Source organism: Christiangramia forsetii KT0803 (genome assembly GCF_000060345.1).
In the GTDB taxonomy this organism is placed as follows: domain Bacteria; phylum Bacteroidota; class Bacteroidia; order Flavobacteriales; family Flavobacteriaceae; genus Christiangramia; species Christiangramia forsetii.
The window spans coordinates 34,654-54,212 of the sequence record NC_008571.1 but is presented as its reverse complement, the minus strand read 5'-3'; the positions used below and the strand labels follow the sequence as shown (position 1 = coordinate 54,212).

Annotated in this window: 8 protein-coding genes; all 8 read left to right on the top strand. The window is 39.9% G+C overall.

The window, feature by feature from the left end; translation table 11 throughout:
* The first annotated feature begins 167 nt into the window (after window positions 1-167).
* Complete coding sequence (locus GFO_RS00170; RefSeq protein WP_011707965.1) at window positions 168-4,226, top strand: hybrid sensor histidine kinase/response regulator transcription factor; 4,059 nt, start codon at window positions 168-170, stop codon at window positions 4,224-4,226.
* 258 nt (window positions 4,227-4,484) lie between these two features.
* Window positions 4,485-7,460, top strand: a complete 2,976-nt coding sequence (locus GFO_RS00165) for a SusC/RagA family TonB-linked outer membrane protein (protein WP_011707964.1) — start codon at window positions 4,485-4,487, stop codon at window positions 7,458-7,460.
* Window positions 7,461-7,470: 10 nt separating this feature from the next.
* Window positions 7,471-9,063 carry a RagB/SusD family nutrient uptake outer membrane protein gene (locus GFO_RS00160; protein ID WP_083830822.1) on the top strand — a complete coding sequence of 531 codons (1,593 nt, stop codon included), beginning with the start codon at window positions 7,471-7,473 and terminating at the stop codon, window positions 9,061-9,063.
* A 19-nt stretch (window positions 9,064-9,082) separates the two neighbouring features.
* Window positions 9,083-10,234: a SusE domain-containing protein gene (locus GFO_RS17180; RefSeq protein ID WP_011707962.1), complete on the top strand. Its 1,152-nt coding sequence runs from the start codon at window positions 9,083-9,085 to the stop codon at window positions 10,232-10,234.
* A 227-nt stretch (window positions 10,235-10,461) separates the two neighbouring features.
* Window positions 10,462-11,640 carry a glycoside hydrolase family 53 protein gene (locus tag GFO_RS00150; protein WP_011707961.1) on the top strand — a complete coding sequence of 393 codons (1,179 nt, stop codon included), beginning with the start codon at window positions 10,462-10,464 and terminating at the stop codon, window positions 11,638-11,640.
* A gap of 634 nt (window positions 11,641-12,274) precedes the next feature.
* A complete protein-coding gene (locus GFO_RS00145) occupies window positions 12,275-14,710 on the top strand; it encodes a glycoside hydrolase family 2 TIM barrel-domain containing protein (protein ID WP_011707960.1) in 2,436 nt (811 codons plus the stop codon).
* A 119-nt stretch (window positions 14,711-14,829) separates the two neighbouring features.
* Window positions 14,830-15,135, top strand: a complete 306-nt coding sequence (locus GFO_RS00140; protein WP_041249952.1) for a DUF6660 family protein — start codon at window positions 14,830-14,832, stop codon at window positions 15,133-15,135.
* Between the two features lie 83 nt (window positions 15,136-15,218).
* The gene (locus tag GFO_RS00135; RefSeq protein ID WP_011707958.1) at window positions 15,219-19,559 is read left to right on the top strand and encodes a CusA/CzcA family heavy metal efflux RND transporter; all 4,341 of its coding nucleotides are present in this window, start codon (window positions 15,219-15,221) and stop codon (window positions 19,557-19,559) included.

Genomic DNA, 19,559 nt, shown 5'->3' with positions numbered 1-19,559 from the left:
CCTTCCAGAACTTAAGTATTCTAGTTTACTATTTCAGGTATAAGCCTATGAATAAATTCCATGATATCACATCAAGGATCATTAACTTACCACCTACCTGAAATTTGCTTACTTTTACTATATTAAATGTAATATATACATTTAATATAAATTCAATAAGTTTTTCGATGGTTGGAATATTTCCGGAATTTAAATCTTTAGCACTCTGGGTATGCATTGTTTTTTATGCTTCCCTATCTGCCCAGATTCAACCGGAATTTAAAAATATCGATCAGTCCAGTGGTTTATCTAATGGTCGTATTACAAGCATTGTTAAAGATCAGCACGGGTTTGTGTGGATCGCTACCAAAAACGGAATTAACCGTTACGATGGCCTTGATTTTAAAATTTATTCCAAGCAAAACTCCAGTCTGAGTTCCAACGACATTTCAGATTTATATATAGACAGAAAGCAGCGTCTATGGGTCGCCACGCTTGGTGGCGGACTCAACCTTTACGACCCGGTTCTGGATACATTCACGGTTTTTAAGAACTCAGAAAATCCAAATAGCATTGCCTCAAACCAGGTAAATGTGATCTATGAAGATAAAAGTGGACATCTGTGGCTGGGAACCGAGAACGGACTTTCAGAATACCTAGAAGAGAAAGGAAAATTCAACAATTTCAGGCACGATAATACTCCTGAAAGTTTAAGCCACAACAGTGTGACCAGTATTTTTCAGAAAAAAGAAGGAACACTCTGGATTGGAACATTTGGGGGTGGATTGAATAAATTCAATATATCTAAAAGAAAATTTGAAAGGATTCATCCTTCAGAAAAATATTTTACTTCTTTCATCTACAAAATTTTCGGAATGGATAAGGAGCATATTCTGTTAGGGACAGGTGGCGACGGACTTCTACTATTCAATACTGAAACCTATAATTTCTCTAACTATTTACAAGACCTGGGTGTTTCCCAGGAGATAAATATCGTTCGCGCGATTAGCCGGGATAAATCTAAAGCACTTTGGATAGGCACCGATGGGAATGGTCTTTTTAAGATTGAAAATACGGGTGAAAAGTCAGTCATCCAGAACTTCCTCTATAATTCCCAATTACGTTCATCCCTTTCTGGCAATGCAGTTTACGAGATTATGGAAGATGATGAAGAAAACATGTGGATTGGAACGGCATGGAATGGCATCAATGTGCTGGAAAATAATAAGAATTACGAACTTCTTTTTAGTGATATCGTGGGCGAAAACCCCACCCCGGTACTTTCCGTATTCAAACAAAATAATAAATTGTTTTTGGGGCTTGATGGCAATGGTCTCACCATTTTCAATTCAGAAAACAACCGGGTTTCCTATTTTAATAAGGAAAATAAAAATTATATAGGCGGCAATTACATTCAGCATATTGCCGAATTCCAGAATTCTGAAGATCTATGGCTGGGAACTTTTGCAAACGGACTTATCAAATTTAATCCGGAATCGGGCAGTTTCACCCGGTTTATGCATCGTTCAGAAGATACCAGCAGCATAAGCTATAACGATGTTAGATATATTGTCCCGGAAGAAAATGGAGATCTCTGGATTGCTACCTGGGGCGGAGGACTCAATTATTTTAACCGGAAAACTGAAAGCTTTAAAAAATTCCGTGCTTCTGAAAATGATCAGAATACGATAAATAGCGATAATGTTATCAGCATTCAAAAGGATGGGAATTTATTATGGCTGGGGACTTTCGGCGGTGGGCTGGATAGATATGATATTGAAAAAGACAAATTTGATCATTTTGAATACCAGGAGAATGATCCAAATTCTATTTCCGGGAATAATCTTTTTTCTCTTCTGATAGATTCTGAAAAAAAAATATGGATTGGCACATCAGGAGAGGGCATCAATCGTTTTGATCCAAAAACTGAAAAATTTGAAAGGTTTGATAATTTTCAGAATTTAAGATATGCCACCGTAACGGCAATTATCGAAGATGACGCTCAAAATATATGGTTCAGTACCAAGCAGGGAATCTGGAAATTTGACCGTGAAACTGAAGCATTTCAAAATTTTCCAGGCTTGACCGGGGAATTCCATATCAATTCAGCTTTTAAGGACGAAAATGGCCTGCTTTATTTTGGCGGAATTAATGGCGTTGTAAGATTTGATCCGGAGAAAATAACCTATGACAGCCATCCTCCAAAGCTTGTGCTCACGAACTTCAAATTATTCAACAAAGAGTTACCCGTAGGGCAACGGGAGTTTTTAAAGAAAGATATTGCTTTTGAAGACCGTTTGACACTTAAGCATAACGCCGATGTTATTACGTTTGAGTTCGCAGCCTTGAAATTTCCTTTTTCAGACAATTGCGAATATGCGATCAAAATGGAAAATTTCGATCAGGACTGGCGAAATATCGGGAAAGACAGGACCGCTACTTTTACTAATCTGGCTCCCGGTGATTATATTTTTAAGGTTAAAAGTCGTGAAGCCTGGGACGAATGGGGAAAGGATTATGCTTCTATAAATGTGAAAATTCTGAAACCTTTCTATTTGCAATGGTGGGCTTTTGTGATCTATGCACTCCTAATAATCCTTCTTTTTTACCTGTTTAGAAAATATATTATCGCATGGGAACAGCTAAAATCAAACTTACGCCTGGAAAAACTGACCCATGAAAAAGACACGGAATTGTATAATCTAAAACAACAATTCTTCACGAATATTTCCCATGAAATAAGAACGCCAGTAACCCTAATGCTGGGTGCAGTAAACCGACTTATAGAACGTTCCTCTTTCGTGGAAAAGAAAGAAACCACGCCGGTTCGCACCATACAAAAACATGGAAACCATTTATTGCAACTGGTGAATGAATTACTGGACTTCAGAAACCTGGAACTGGAAAGTATAAAATTGAAGGTTTCACGGGATAATTTTGTGGCGTATTGCGAAGAAATCTTTCTCTCTTTTAGTGAAAGTGCCAGGGATAAGAATATCGATTTTCAATTTGAAAGTACCTCCCCGGAAATTGAATTGTGGTTTGATCTAAACCAAATGGAAAAGATTCTATATAATCTGCTTTCCAATGCTTTCAAATTCACTCCGCAAGGTGGAAAAATCAGTCTGAAAATTACAGAAAATGAAAGCGAAGTTTTCCTGGAAGTTCAGGATTCTGGGATTGGAATTGGCAAAAAACAACGTGAGAAGATTTTCGAACGCTTCTATCAAAGCAAAAAACCAAAAGATTTTGATGTACCCGGTTTTGGCCTTGGTCTTTCTATTACAAAGGAAATTGCAGACCTGCATGACGGAACAATTAGCGTAAAAAGCAAGAAAAATGAAGGCAGTTCATTTCTTCTGAAACTTAAAAAAGGTAAAGAGCATTTTCAGAAGAAACAAATTATAGAAACGCAAACACCAGGTTTTGATGTTATAAAGCAAAAACCGGAAGATGGAATTAGAGAAGAAGATTTTGATACTTCTCTTAGCGGCCTGCAAGATGAATCTATATTGATTGTGGAGGATAATAAGGAAATTAGAAAATATATTTCCGGTCTTTTAAAACCTTACTGCAGGGTCATTGAAGTCGAAAACGGAAAAGAAGCACTTGAAGAAATCACTCAAAACCAGCCCGATCTTATTATTAGCGATATAATGATGCCCATCATGGATGGTGTGAGCCTAACCCGAAAATTAAAGACTTCTACGGAGACCAGTCATATTCCTGTTATTTTACTCACTGCGAGAGCAACGTCTATTCAACGCATGGAAGGTTACGAAACGGGCGCTGATGCTTATATCACCAAGCCTTTTAATGAGGAAATGCTCATGATCAGGATTAAAAATCTTTTACGAAACCGAAACCTACTGCAGGAAAAATTTAAAAATGATCAAACGCTTCTTCCATCAGATCTTGCCATAAACTCCTTAGATGAAAAATTCCTTCAAAAATTGATAAAGGTTATTCAGGAAAATATAGATGGTGAATCGCTGAATGCAGACTTCATCTCAAAAGAAATGGGCATGAGTCATTCTGTAGTTTATAAAAAAATAAAAGCTATCACCGGAATGACTTTTATAGAATTTGTTAGAGATTTCAAATTAAAAATGGCCAAAGAATTGATTGCTGAAAAAGGCTTTTCCGTTTCAGAAGCATGTTACCGGATTGGATATTCAGACAGAAAATATTTCAGCAAGTTGTTCAAAAAGAAATTCGGCAAGAATCCTTCTCACTACGCCAAGTAAACCTCATAGCATTCAGCCTAAACATTTAAGGTATAAGCTATTGAGAAATCTATAAATTTCACCTCACCCCGTTTAATTAGGCTTAAAAACGAAATTCTCCCCCCTTTAAAACGAATATTTCCCCCCATAAGACTTACGAAAACGTTTTAATTGCAAATGTTAACGAATCCTGAATTTTAAGGTATTGAATACAACTATTCAATAATTAAATAAGGTTTTAATTAAAGCATTAACAATTAGAAATTTCAATTCACTCTTATGGAGATAAAATCACAAAAACATTCAGGCAGTCAATGGGGATTATTGTTCACCGCCTTTTTATTACTCATTCCTGTTATTTCTTCTGCCCAGCAAATAACAGTTTCGGGAATGGTTTCTGAAGCCTCAACCGGAAATCCGCTGCCGGGGGTAAACGTAATAGTTAAAGGAACCACTACGGGAGCCATTACAGATTTCGATGGAAATTACGAAGTTCAGGCAGAGTCTGGCGCTATAATCCAGTTTTCATTTCTGGGTTTCAAAACACAGGAAAGAACAATAAATAATGAAACTATTAATGTGGCATTAGAAGAAGACGCCGGCCAACTGGATCAGGTAGTTGTGATAGGCTACGGGACCACTACGGTAAAAGATGCTACCGGGGCAGTAACAAGTGTACAGGAAGAAGACTTTAATAGAGGTAATATTGTAACTCCTGAAAACCTCCTGAGCGGAAGGGTTGCCGGTTTAAGTATTAACACAGGAGGAGCGCCCGGTTCGGGATCTACCATCAGGATTCGTGGCGGTGCGTCCCTGGGCGCATCTAATGATCCGTTGATCGTTATTAATGGCTTGCCGGTAGACAACAATACTATTGGTGGTTCCCGCTCAGTTTTGAGTACGATCAATCCCAGTGATATTGAATCTTTTACGGTTCTAAAAGATGCCTCTGCCACCGCAATTTACGGCTCCAGGGCTTCTAATGGTGTTATTATAATTACTACAAAACAAGGTGGTAAAAATCTTAAAGTGAATTTTGATACCCAGTTTGGAATTAATACGCTCACCGATAAGATTGATGTATTTACCGGCGATGAACTAAGAGCTTTGGTGGCAGAAAGAAGACCTGAACTCTCTTCCCAGCTTGGTGAAGCGAATACCGACTGGCAGGACGAAATTTACAGAACAAGTCTCACTTCGAGTCAGAATATTTCAGTTTCCGGGTCACCTATTAAAAATCTCCCCATGCGCTTGTCCATAGGCCGAACGCTTCAGGAAGGACTGCGACTTACTTCACAATTTGAAAGAAATAATGCTGCCCTTACGGTGAATCCTAGATTATTTGATGATCACTTGAAAATTAGTTTGAATGCCAATGCCACGTATGCTGAAAACCGGTTTGCTGGAGGTGAAGAAGGTAATGCGATTACTTTTGATCCCACCCAGCCGGTCTATGATGCAGATTCACCTTTTGGCGGTTATTTTCAATATTACAACCTCAACGATGACGGGGTTTTAGATGAAAATGACCTTACTTCCCTGGCTCCTTTTAACCCGGTTGCGAATTTATTGCAGAATGAAAGCCGAAGCGATGTAAAACGTTTCTTCGGAAATATAAAATTCGATTATAATTTTCACTTTTTTCCAGATTTGAGCGCTGTCATAAATCTTGGTTATGACGAACAAAGGGCAGACGGATTCGTAAGTATTTCCAGTCTCAACCCGGTAACTCAGCCAGACGGAAGTATTGTGGGATCTGAATCTACGTACGAAAATTACCAGATGAACAAGCTTTTTGACGGTTACCTGGCTTATGAAAAAGAATTGGGTGACTTTGGTATCGATGCCACTGCCGGTTATTCATACCAGAGATTTGAGAGCAACCAGTATGTTTCAGGAGAACTTTTAAACGATCAGCCCGATAGCGCACCGATTTTGAATATAGACACCGATTTGGTACTTATTGGTTTCTTCGGAAGGACAAATTTTGACTTCCAGAATAAATATCTTTTAACCCTTTCTTATAGAAGGGATGGAACTTCAAGATTTAGTCCTGAAAATCGTTGGGGTAATTTCCCTGCAGCCGCCTTTGCCTGGAAAATAAAAGAAGACTTTTTTCCCGATACTGAAACCTTTTCAACTTTAAAATTAAGGGTTGGTTATGGTATTACCGGTCAGCAGGATATTGGAAGGTCCAACGGAGACCTGTTTCTGGCGAAATATGTAACCGGACAGCCGGCTTCTCAATACCAGTTTGGGAATGAAGTGATCCAGATTGGAATTCCGCAGTTTAGAAATGAAAATCTTAAATGGGAAGAAACCACCACGTATAACGCTGGTTTTGACTACGGATTTTTAAATGATCGTATTTCAGGATCTATCGAAGCTTTTTACAAAGAATCTGACGATCTACTTGCCAATGCGGCAATTTCAGACGGTTCCAATTTTAGCAACGCCGGTTTCCAGAATGTGGGAAGTTTTACTTCGAAAGGACTTGAATTTGCCGTGAATGCAGATGTTATTAAAAGTGACACCGGGGGATTCTCCTGGAATGCTAATTTTAATGCGACCTATATAGATACCGAAATTGAAAGCCTTGCGCTTGATCAGGACCAATTAGTTGGGGGAATCTCCGGAGGTACCGGGAATACCGCTCAAATTAATAGAATTGGTTATAGCCCGTATGCATTCTATGTATATAAACAGATTTACAATGCAGAAGGAATGCCTATTGAAGGTGGTTATGCCGACCTGAACGGGGATAATATTATTAATGGAAATGACCGCTATATCTATAAGAACGGAAATGCTGATGTAACCATGGGTTTCCTCTCAAATATGAACTATAAAAACATAGATCTTTCCTTCAATTTAAGGGCTAGCCTCGGCAATTATATTTACAACAATGTGAACTCTTCAAGAGCACAGTTCAATATACTTCAGAACAACTCGGTAGTTTCCAACCTTCCAGTTACAGTACTGGAAACAGGATTTACAACTACAGAAGATGTGATCCTTTCAGATTATTATATCGAAAATGCTTCCTTCCTGAAAATGGACAATATTACCCTGGGCTACACTTTCGACAAAACCTGGAATGAAAGTTCTTCAATTCGGATTTCTGCCGGAGTTCAAAATGTTTTTACCATTACAAATTACTCGGGTTTAGATCCTGAAGTTTTTGAGAACGGAATTGATAATACACTCTATCCGCGTCCCCGCACATTTTTAATTGGAGCAAATGTTAGACTTTAAAAAATTAACTATGAAAATATTCAACACATTATCAAAAATCGGCATTTTGATGCTGTTTATTGGCTGTACCTCAGATCTGGACGTAGAACCTGGCGATCCAAATGCATTCCTGGATTCAGATTTCTATTCAGATCCCAGCGCGTATCGTGAAGGACTTGCAGGTGTTTATGCAAATTTAAGTTTAACCGGTACGAATGGTGCCGATAATTCAAATATTCAGGGTCTTGATGCCGGAACGAGCCAGTATGGCCGTGGATTATGGAATTTACAGGAATTAACCACCGATGAAGCGATCTGGTCCTGGGAAAACGATCCCGGATTACGGGAATTAAACAGGAATACCTGGGCTGCTGACAATGTGGTCTTACGCGGAATGTTTGGTAGAACCATGACCTCTGTGGCGTTTGCCAATGAATATTTAAGACAAACCGAAGAAAGCGTTTTAGATTCCCGCGGCGTTGACGGGTCGTTAAGAGAAGATATTCAGGTCTATCGTGCTGAAGCAAGATTCCTTAGAGCTTTGAGTTATTACCATATGATGGATTTATTCGGAAAAGCACCTTTTGTAACCGAAGCAGATCCGGTGGGTGCTTATCAGGCTCCTGAATATGACAGGACTGAATTATTCAATTTTATCGAATCTGAATTGACAGCGATCATCCCTGATTTAAAAGATCCGTTACAAAATGAATATGCCCGGGCAGATAAAGCTGCTGCCTGGATGCTACTGGCAAAAATTTACCTTAATGCCGAGGTGTTCACCACGGAAGCACGCTATTCAGAATGCCTAAGTTTCTGTGAGCAGATCATCAATTCAGGCTATTCCCTGGCCCCTGAATACCTGAATTTATTTAAGGCAGATAACGATCAGGGAGCTTCCCGGAATGAGATCATTTTTCCACTGGTTTCCGACGGAATCACCACCCAGAACTATGGTCCAACAACCGTAGCGATCAACGGCCAGGTGGGTTCAAAAGAACTGAATGGTGAAAATTTTGGTGTTGCCGCAGGTGGCTGGGGTGGAGCTTTAAGAGTTACACAACAATTTTCTGAAACCATGTTGAATGGAAATTACAACGAGGATACTCGTAATACCATAATCCTTGCAGACAGAACTATAAATATTACTGAGGTTTCTCAAAAAGACCAGGGATATATTGTTTCTAAATGGTCCAATAGAACTTCTACCGGGGAAACAGGCTCTGCGACTGAAATTGTAGATACAGATTTTCCTCTTTTCAGGCTTGCAGATGTTTATTTAATGTATGCTGAAGCGCAAATTCGTGGCGGAGGTGGCTCAGCCAGTTTGGCCGTTGAATATATTAATGATTTGAGGACAAGGGCAGAAAACCCACAGCGTATTGGTGTTTCAGATCTTACATTGGATCTAATTCTGAACGAACGTTTGGTGGAACTTTACTGGGAGGCACATCGCCGACAGGATCTTATACGCTTTAACCGCTATACCGGCGGAGTGTACAACTGGTCCTGGAAAGGAAATACTCCCAACGGGATTGCGATAGATGCGACTAAAAAACTATTTCCAATTCCTGAAGCAAGTTTAGCCGCAAATCCCAACCTTACCCAAAATTCTGGTTACTAACAATTAAAAAATTATTGAAATGAAAAAAGCACTTTTTATACTATTCAGTTTTATGTCGGTTTTCGCTTTTATCTCCTGTGAGGAAGAGGAAAACCTTATTTTTACTGCACAACCTGACCCGGAAGGAGTTTCCTTCGAAAATTCGTTCCAGGCCCAGTATTTACTTTCAGAAGAAACCGCTTCGAATATTGCCGAACGATTTTTATGGAACCCGGTAAATTTTGATGCTCCTGTAAATGTAACTTACGATCTTGAAGCATCGCTGGATCCTGAATTTTCAACTTCAGAAATTATAGGGACAACTTCAGAAACCAACCAGGTAGTTACTGTAGATCAATTATTAGAGTTTGCTGAAGAAATGGGATTGGATGCTGATCCCGAAACAACCAATGAGGATGGCACCCCAAATAATTTAGGAGAAGTATTTTTCCGAATTCATGCCTATACGGGAACCGGTGCGGCCAATACCGTAGAAATGTATTCAGATATTCAGCCGCTATCCATTAAATGGATTGAAAAAGTAGCTACAGGAGCTGGTTGTGACCCCATTTATGTGGTTGGTGCTGCAGCTGTAGATGCAGGATGGAACTGGGCTTCCCCAATTGTATTTAATTGTGAGGACAAGGTTTATACGGCAATGCTTTCCCTTACCAACGATAATTTCAGATTTTTCGAAACTGAAGGTGACTGGGAATCGGGATTAAACTATACCTATTTTTCTGAAGAAGGTTATACCATAGATCCGATTTTTGAAAACGCCGAAGATGGTGACAGTAATTTTTCATTCGTAGGTACGCCGGGAGTTTATATCGTAGTAGTGAATATGAATGACAAAACGATTACTGCCGAAGCTGCAAAATCATATTACCTGGTTGGTGATGGCGTGCCTGCAGGATGGAGCTGGGACAACCCGGTTGAGGTTGCCGTAACCGGAGCGGGAATTAGACAGGCTACATTTAATTTCAGCGGTACCGGTGCATTCAGGGTTTTTACCACAAAAGATGACTGGAATAGCGGAATTAATTACCCGACTTATGAAGAAATGGGCTACACTATAGATCCTGATCTGGCCAATGCCGAAGACGCGGATAGTAACTTCACATTTGTGGGCGAACCAGGAACTTATACATTCACCATCAACGATGTTGAAAAAACGATCACTATAGAGTAAAGATTTTTAAAATTTTTAAAAGAGAAATAGAAAAGTGAGCATGGATTTCCCCCAGACACGGGAGTGTTATCTATCTCACTTCTGAAGAAGCCAGAGAATCAGTGAAGACTTTTCCTTCTGAAAAGCTGAAGCAAGAGTTTAAAAATTAGCACAGAACCTCACAGGTTTTGAAAACCTGTGAGGTTTAAAGCTTAACCGAGGACCAATAGTATTTAAAAAAGAATAAAATGAAATTTCTAAATTTTTTAATAATTTTTTTTCTTGTCACCTCCTGTTCTTCTCAAAATGATAAAGATATTCTGGAAACTACAGATGATACTCCGGTAAATCAGAATCCCGATGAAGAAACTCCGGAAGAAATCCCTTCTGAAGAAATTGGGTTTTATTACGGTGCCGATCTCTCTTATGTAAATGAAATGGAAGATTGTGGCGCTGCCTATAAAAACTCGGAAGGTACAAGTAAGGATCCTTATAAAATTTTTGAAGAAGCGGGAGCCAATCTGATAAGGATCCGCTTATGGCATTCGCCGGACTGGACCGAATATTCCAATTATGAAGATGTAAAGAAATCTATAAGCCGTGCCAAAGCTGAAGGTATGAAAGTGTTGCTGGATTTTCATTATTCCGATACCTGGGCAGATCCTGCAAAACAGGAAATTCCGGCAGCCTGGGAAGCTCAGATCAATAATACCGAAATCCTTGGTGATTCGCTTTATAATTACACCTACAAAACCTTAAAAGATCTTGATACTGCTGGTTTGCTTCCGGATATTGTGCAGGTAGGAAATGAAACCAACGGGATGATCCTTCAAAAAGGGGAACTTCAATGGCCCATAGACTGGGAACGAAATTCTTCATTATTGAATAAAGGCATTAAAGCGGTACGAGATATTTCCGAAGAAACTGGAGAAGATGTTGAAGTGATGCTACATATTGCCCAGCCTGAAAACGGTCTTTGGTGGTTTAAAGATGCTACTGAAAATGGAGTTACAGATTTTGACTGGATTGGTCTTTCGTATTATCCAATCTGGTCTGATTATAAACTCGATGATGTTTCTTCCGCATTTAAAACACTGATAGATACTTATGGCAAAAAATTAATGGTGGTAGAAACTGCGTATCCTTTTACGATGGAAAATATTGATCCTGCCAATAATATTCTGAATAATGATGCTTTGATTGCAGGTTATCCCGCCACTCAACAGGGGCAGTTGGATTACCTGAACAAATTGCAGGAAACTATCGAGTCGGCTGGCGGGGAAGGTCTAATTTACTGGGAGCCGGCATGGGTTTCAACAGGCTGTAATACGCTTTGGGGACAGGGTTCCCATTGGGATAACGCGGTGCTGTTTGATCATGAAAACCAAGCCACACTGGGAATGCAGTTTTACGGGAGAACCCAATAACTTTAAAATAATTATTAAAATAGTCCTGACAAATTATAATTAGGATGTATCCCTGAGACCTATGATAAAAAAAATATCTAGCATAGGGAATTGACGTATTGTTTAAGAAGCTTGTTCATTTTTTCCATTGATAAAAAAACGAACCAAAAAAATCTAGGCTCACGAAAGTTTATCCAAATTTATCGTTTAGCACCTAAATTTTAGGAACTCGCTATAAGAATTCAATTTTACAACAGAATTTGTTTAGCTCAAACAACCTAAAATTTCACGTTGCTTTCACTTCAAATTTCACGATAAACTTTCGGTAGGCCGGGAATTAAGAGTATTTACAATTAAATATTTAGTGTCATAATTACCAATTTTTGATAATACGTCAATGGTAGCATGTCGAAGCGCTTTTAAGGATGTGCCTCGACAAGTTTAGAATGACGGCAAATCTAAACCGAAATTCGTCACCCTGAATTTATTTCAGGATCTCGATACACAATTAAAGCAGCAAAGGTGAAGGTTTAAGAGGATTTCGACTGCACAATAAAGGCCAAAGTCGAAATGTTATTTGTCAATCCTTCGACTGCGCTCAGGATGACAAAAACCCCAAGGTCTAAGGCCATTAACTATAAAATATATAATACCCATGAAATTTCCTTTTTTAAGAACCAGTATCCTAATCCTCTGTTTAGCGTTTTGTTTACCTGTACTGGCACAAAGAAATCTTATTGAACTTCAGAAAGACTGGAAATTTGCCAAAGGCGAAATACCAACCGCTGCTGAAACTAATTTTAATGATTCCAACTGGCAGGATGTGCGAATTCCCCATGACTGGGCGATTTCTGAAAATTTCATAAAAGATGGAGACGGGAGCACAGGAAAACTTCAGTGGAAAGGACAGGGCTGGTATCGTAAAAAACTCGATATCGCCCCTTCATTTAAAGATAAGCGAGTCTATCTCATTTTTGACGGAGTAATGGCGTTTCCTGAAGTTTACATCAATGGTAAGCTTGCCGGAAAATGGGATTATGGTTATAACTCATTTTATGTTGATATCACAGATCACCTGAATTTCAACGGAGAAAACTTTCTTGCGGTTCATGCAGATACCCGCAAACATGACAGCCGCTGGTATCCCGGAGCCGGAATGTACCGAAAAGTACAAATGCTGGTAACCAATCCCGTACATGTGGATATATGGGGAACCTATGTCACCACACCGGTTATCAAAAAAGATAGCGCGAGTATAAGAATAAGCAATAAGATCATCAATACTACTGAGAAAGCAGATTCGGTAAAAATATACCAGAGCATTCTTAATCCTGAAGGAAATGAAGTTTCAAAAGATTCTGTTACGCGTTTTATTGCAGCCGGTGGTGAAAGCTTTCTGGAAATAAATACAAAAGTTTCCAAGCCTCAACTATGGGACGTCAATCAGCCGAATTTATATAAAACCATTACCAAAGTATTTGTAGGCGGTAAACAAACCGATGAAAAGGAAACCACCTTCGGAATTCGAACTATAAAATTCACGGCAGATGACGGTTTTCATTTAAATGGGAAACGGGTTCAGTTGAAAGGAGTAAATCTGCATCACGGTCACGGACCTTTGGGTGGGGCTTTTTACCCAAGAGCTGCTGAAAGACAACTGGAAATTATGCAATCCCTGGGTGTAAACGCCATCAGGAACAGTCATAACGTCGCTGCCCCGGAATTGCTGGAACTTTGCGATAAAATGGGCATCCTGTTCTTTAATGAGATCTTCGATAAATATGATGCCAAGGCAGGGATTGTAGATACCACCAATTTTGAAGATTTCGCACATAGAAATATCAAGAATTTCGTGTTGCGTGACCGTAATCATCCTTCAGTATTCATGTGGAGCGTAGGTAACGAAATTGGTGACGTACAATGGAACCAGAATAACGGTTTTCAAAGACTGCATACCATGTTGAATTACGTAAATAAATATGATCCCACCAGGCCAACTACCCTGGTGAATGATCAGCTAAAAAGTGCCGAATTACGTCATTTTGACCTTTACGATGTGCATAGCTGGAATTACGGCAGGCGCTATAGAATTGCCAGAAAACTCGAACCGAATAAAGCTGTGGTGATTAGTGAATCGGCTTCAACCTTAAGCACAAGGGGCTTTTATGAATTTCCGTTACCGGAAAAGAAAACCGATTTCACCAAATCTTTGCAGGTAAGTTCCTATGATCTGAACGCTCCGGATTGGGCCGAAATTGCCGATGACGATTTTATGTGGCAACAACAGGAACCTTATATCGCCGGAGAATTCGTCTGGACTGGTTTTGACTATTTAGGAGAACCAACACCTTATACCAATAAGGAAGTCACTGAAATGGGTATGACCGATTTGGAAGCTTCACGTAGTTCCTATTTTGGAATTGTGGATCTGGTAGGTATTCCCAAAGACCGTTATTATTTATATAAGAGTTACTGGAAGCCTGATGAAACTACTGTTCATATTCTACCCCACTGGAACTGGGAAGGTCGTGAAGGCGAAACCACACCGGTTTTTGTTTATACCAATGGCGATTGTGCTGAACTTTTTATAAACGGAAAGTCTTTCGGAAAAAAATGTAAAAAATTAGATTCTGAAACCTCTACCGATCGTTTTCGTTTGATGTGGAAGGATGTAACCTATGAACCCGGCGAAGTAAAAGCCGTTGCTTATAAAGACGGGAAGAAAATTGGTGAAAACAACATTAAAACAGCCGGAAAAACATCAAAAATCAGCCTTACTGCAGATAGAACATCTATAAAAGCTGATGGAAAAGATCTTTCTTATATCCTGGTGGAAGCTTTTGATAAAGATGGCAACCCGTCTCCTCTGGCCGATAACGAACTGAAAATTGAAGTTTCGGGGGCTGGACATTTAGCCGGTGCAGGAAATGGAGATCCACAATCCTTTGAACCATTTCAGAATAACAAAGTGAATTTATTTTACGGAAAAGCTATGATTATTGTAGGCTCCGATTTTGAAAAAGGCAAGTTAAAACTCTCAGTAAAGCCTGAAAATATTCAAAAAGAATCTATCACTATCAATGTGGAATAGTTTGAAAAATTAACGAGCAAGAAGAAAAGCCGACTTTTACGAGTCGGTTTTTTTGTTTTAGATTGATACATCCTCAAATTTGCAATCCTGTTGCATTTCATAATTCCTATATTTGCAATGTGAAATTACTCAGTATCATATTTTCGTTTTATCTCATAGGGCTCACTATCGTGCCTTGTGAAGATGAATCCAATCTGGATACTGTTGCTTTTGAGCAGATTACAGATCTTGAAGATCAGCATCAAACCGGGGCAGATCTCTGTTCCCCTTTTTGCCAGTGCCACTGTTGCCATATTCATGTGTTGAATATTGAAACCGTGGAATCTGAAGATCTTGATATCCAGGTTTCGACTTTAATTATTGAAAGAAACGCAGAGTCCGGGATAGAAATTCCAGACACGCACTTTCAGCCTCCGCGTATTTAATTCAGTTTTAGAGGACAGCTATGTCCATTTTTAAGGAAATATCTCCTTATCAAACATTTTACTGAATTCAAATCAAAAATTTTATGATTAACAGAATCATTGATTTTTCAATCAATAATAAGTTTATTATTGGGTTGTTAACCTGTGTTTTGATCGCCGCGGGAATCTGGAGCATGATTAAAGTACCCATAGATGCGCAACCCGATATCACTAATAACCAGGTGCAGGTAATTACGCAGGCCCCCAACCTGGGCACCCAGGATATTGAACAATTTGTCACCTATCCGGTAGAAATAGCCATGAGCAATCTTCCCGGGGTAAATGAAATAAGATCGGTTTCCCGTTTCGGACTTTCGGTGGTGACCATTGTTTTTAAAGATGATATGGGCACTTACCTTCCACGCCAGCTGGTAAGTGAAAAACTAAGCGAGGTACGGGACGAAATTCCTGAAGGTTTCGGGCAGCCATCTATGGGACCCATTTCTACAGGCCTTGGCGAAATATTTCAGTATACGCTGAAAGTAGAAGAGGAATATAAAGATGAATATTCCCCAACCGAATTAAGGACCATTCAGGATTGGATCGTAAAACGACAAATGGCCATGGTGCCGGGAGTGGTTGAGGTAAACGGCGTTGGAGGCAGGATCAAGCAGTTTGAAGTTGCCGTAAATACTGAAGAGTTGAGGGCTATTGGCCTGACGATTTCAGATGTCTTTACTGCCCTTGAAAAAAATAATCAAAATACCGGTGGCGCTTATATCGAAAAGAATCACCAGGCGAATTTTATTCGCGGGGAAGGTCTCGCAAGAAGTATCTCTGATATTAAGAATATCGTGATTAAGAATTCCGAAGGGATTCCTATCACCATAGATAATATCGCGGAAGTGAAAATTGGGAGTGCCGTGAGATACGGAGCTTTAACTAAAAACGGACAGGGAGAAACCGTTGGCGGGATGGTGATGATGCTGAAGGGCGCTAATTCTAATGAAGTTGTTGAGAATGTAAAAGACAGGATCACGCAAATTCAGAAATCCTTGCCAGATGGAGTTTCTATTGAACCTTTCCTGGATAGAAGCGAACTTATTTCTGAAACCACCTCCACGGTCACGCAGAATTTAATAGAAGGAGGACTGATCGTGATTTTTGTCCTGATCATCCTGCTTGGAAACTGGCGTGGCGGATTAATTGTCGCTTCCACAATCCCGTTATCCCTGTTATTCGCTTTTATCATGATGAATATTTTCGATGTCTGGGCCAACCTCATGAGCCTGGGTGCGATAGATTTTGGGATCATCGTAGATGGAGCGGTTATCATTGTGGAGAGTACCGTTTTTATTATTTCTCAGAAAATGAAGACGAGTAAGAAGATCGACCAGAAAGAACGGGATAAGATCGCGGCTTCCTCTTCCAAAAAAATGATGAACTCGGCATTTTTTGGTCAGTTGATTATTTTGATTGTTTTTCTACCTATCCTGGCACTGGAAGGTGTTGAAGGTAAGATGTTCCGACCTATGGCGCTTACCTTTATTTTCGCCATGATCGGGGCCATGATCCTTTGTCTTACCTATGTTCCCATGCTTTCGGCGGTGTTTTTAAAAGAAAGTAAAAAAGCTAAAAAATCCTGGGGAGATAAAGCCATTTACTGGCTTCAGGATAAATATGAACCTATTCTGAAATGGTCTTTAGGCCACGCAAAGATATTGCTTGCTTCAGCTTTAGGCTTATTACTGGTAAGTATAGTCTTGTTCACGCGTATGGGCGGGGAATTTATTCCGCAGCTGGATGAAGGGGATATTGCCTTTCACATTATTCAGAAACCCGGTAGTTCTTTAAAGGAAGGCATAAAAACCTCCACTAAGATCGAAGCGCTTTTACTGGATGAATATCCTGAAATTGAACAGGTGGTCACCCGTTTTGGAGTTTCAGATGTACCTACAGATCCCATGCCCATGGATATTGGCGACAGTTTTATTATTCTGAAACCAAAGTCTGAATGGGTTTCCGCGGAAACAAAGGATGAACTTATTGCTAAGATCAAAGAGACTTTGGGCGCGATTCCCGGCGTGAGCTATGAGTTTACGCAACCGGTGGAAATGCGATTTAATGAATTGCTTACTGGCGTGCGGGAAGATATCGCCGTAAAACTTTATGGAGAAGATCTTAATGTCCTTGCTGAAAAGGCCAACGAAATGGGAAATCTCATTAGTCAGGTTGAAGGTGTTGGCGATATGAAGGTGGAAGCAACGGTGGGACTTCCGCAGATCACTGTAGATTATAACCGGAATAAACTGGCCCAGTACGGCCTGAATGTAAACGAACTGAATTCATTGATCCAGTCCGCTTTTGCCGGTGGTAAAGCCGGGGTGATCTTTGACGGCGAAAAGAAATTTGATCTCGTGGTAAGACTTACCGAAACCCAGCGGAAGGACATCAGTAATATTCGAAATTTGTATGTGAGCCTGCCTTCAGGAAGTCAAATCCCACTTAAAGAGGTAGCAGAGATAAGTTACCTGCCCGGGCCCATGCAGATTAGTCGGGACAATACCCAGAGAAGAACTTATGTAGGGGTGAATATTCGCGATCGCGATGTAAAATCTGTAGTGGAAGACATTCAGGAAAAACTGGATGCAGAACTGCAATTGCCACCGGGTTATTATATTAGATATGGTGGAGCTTTCGAGAATTTTGAAAGGGCCAGCAAACGTTTGCAACTGGTAGTACCCATCGCGCTTCTGCTTATATTCATTTTTATCTATTTCGCCTTAAAATCATTTAAACAAACCACCATGATCTACATGGCCATTCCTTTGGCGGCCATTGGCGGTGTATTCGCCCTCTGGCTACGCGGAATGCCTTTTAGTATTTCTGCCGGCGTTGGCTTTATTGTGCTTTTTGGAGTCGCAGTTTTAAACGGACTTGTTCTAATAAGTGGATTAAACGAATTGAAAGCAGATGGGGTTCATGATCTGGGAGAAAGGATACGTTTGGGAACCAAAAGAAGAATAAGACCCATTATGCTTACGGCCCTTACCGATGTTCTGGGATTTCTACCCATGGCAGTATCAGGATCTGCAGGCGCAGAGGTTCAAAGACCCTTAGCGACCGTAGTAATTGGAGGCTTGATCACCGCCACAATTTTAACCCTGATAATTTTACCAATTCTGTATAAGTGGACAGAAGAAAAATCTGGAAAAGTGAAAATTAAAAAACCTGTACTTGCCGGAGCAGTGATCATTTTCTGTTTGTTTATTCCGAATAAATCTATGGCCCAGGAATTCTCAGAAAGTACGGAGATAGATCAACAGGAAGCTGTAAAAAAAGCACTGGAAGCCTATCCCCTGCTTCAGAAGAAAAGACTGGAAATAGAACGGCAAAAGGCCAATAAAATTAGTGCCTGGGACCTTGGGAAAACCCAGATATTTACCGGCGGCGAGGAACTCAATGATGATGTGGGTATTTATACCAAAGTCGGATTTCAGCAACAGGGAATCGATATTTTCGGGATCGCGCCAAAATCAAAACTTCAGAAGGAAAAAGTTCACCTGGCTGAATCTGCCTTTGATCTTTCCAGAATGGAAGTAACGAGACAGGTGCAAATCGCCTGGAACAATGCTTATACTGCCAAACGTAAGTACTTGCTGTTACAACGGCTAGATTCGGTTTATCAGCAATTTCAGAAAGCCGTAGACCTAAGGTATGAAGTGGAAGCGATCTCAAATCTGGAGCGATTGACCGCGACCAATAAAGTGAAAGAGGTAAACCTGCAAATGAACCAGGCTCAAATGGAATATTATTCTGAAATCGAGCACCTCAATCTCTGGTTTGCAGATTTAGAAAAATTTACTGTTCCCAATAAAGCAAATTTTGAGGAAAAAGAATTGCTTGTAGTTGATAAAAATAAGCTGAGTGATCATCCGGTTTTGGCTGTTTCCGAACAAAAAATACGGGTTACTGAAGCCGAACGTTCCACGGCCATAGCTGAATTTTTACCAGATCTTAATGTGCAATACGGAATTCAGGAGGTTAATAACAATTCAGGTTTTAGAAGTTTTCAGGCAGGAATTTCAATTCCCATTCTTTCAGGGGATGCATATGCTCCAGTAAAAACTTCAAAATTCGATAAACAAATAGCTGAAAAAGAAATGGAGTACCAGAAAAAAAGGATGGAAAGCTCCTATTCTGTAGCGGTTCAGAACTATAATAAATGGAAAGAATCCTGGAGCTATTATCGGGATAAAGGGCTTTCTCTGGTTGAAGAGCAGATAAATGCTTCACTTCTCGCCTTTAATGAAGGAGCTATTTCTTATGTGCTTTTGATCCAAAATCTCGATACCGCCTTACAAACTGAATTAAATGCCCTGGAAGCCCTGAAAAATTACGGGCTGGCCCTTGCTGAACTGGAATACTTTCAAAATAATAAATAG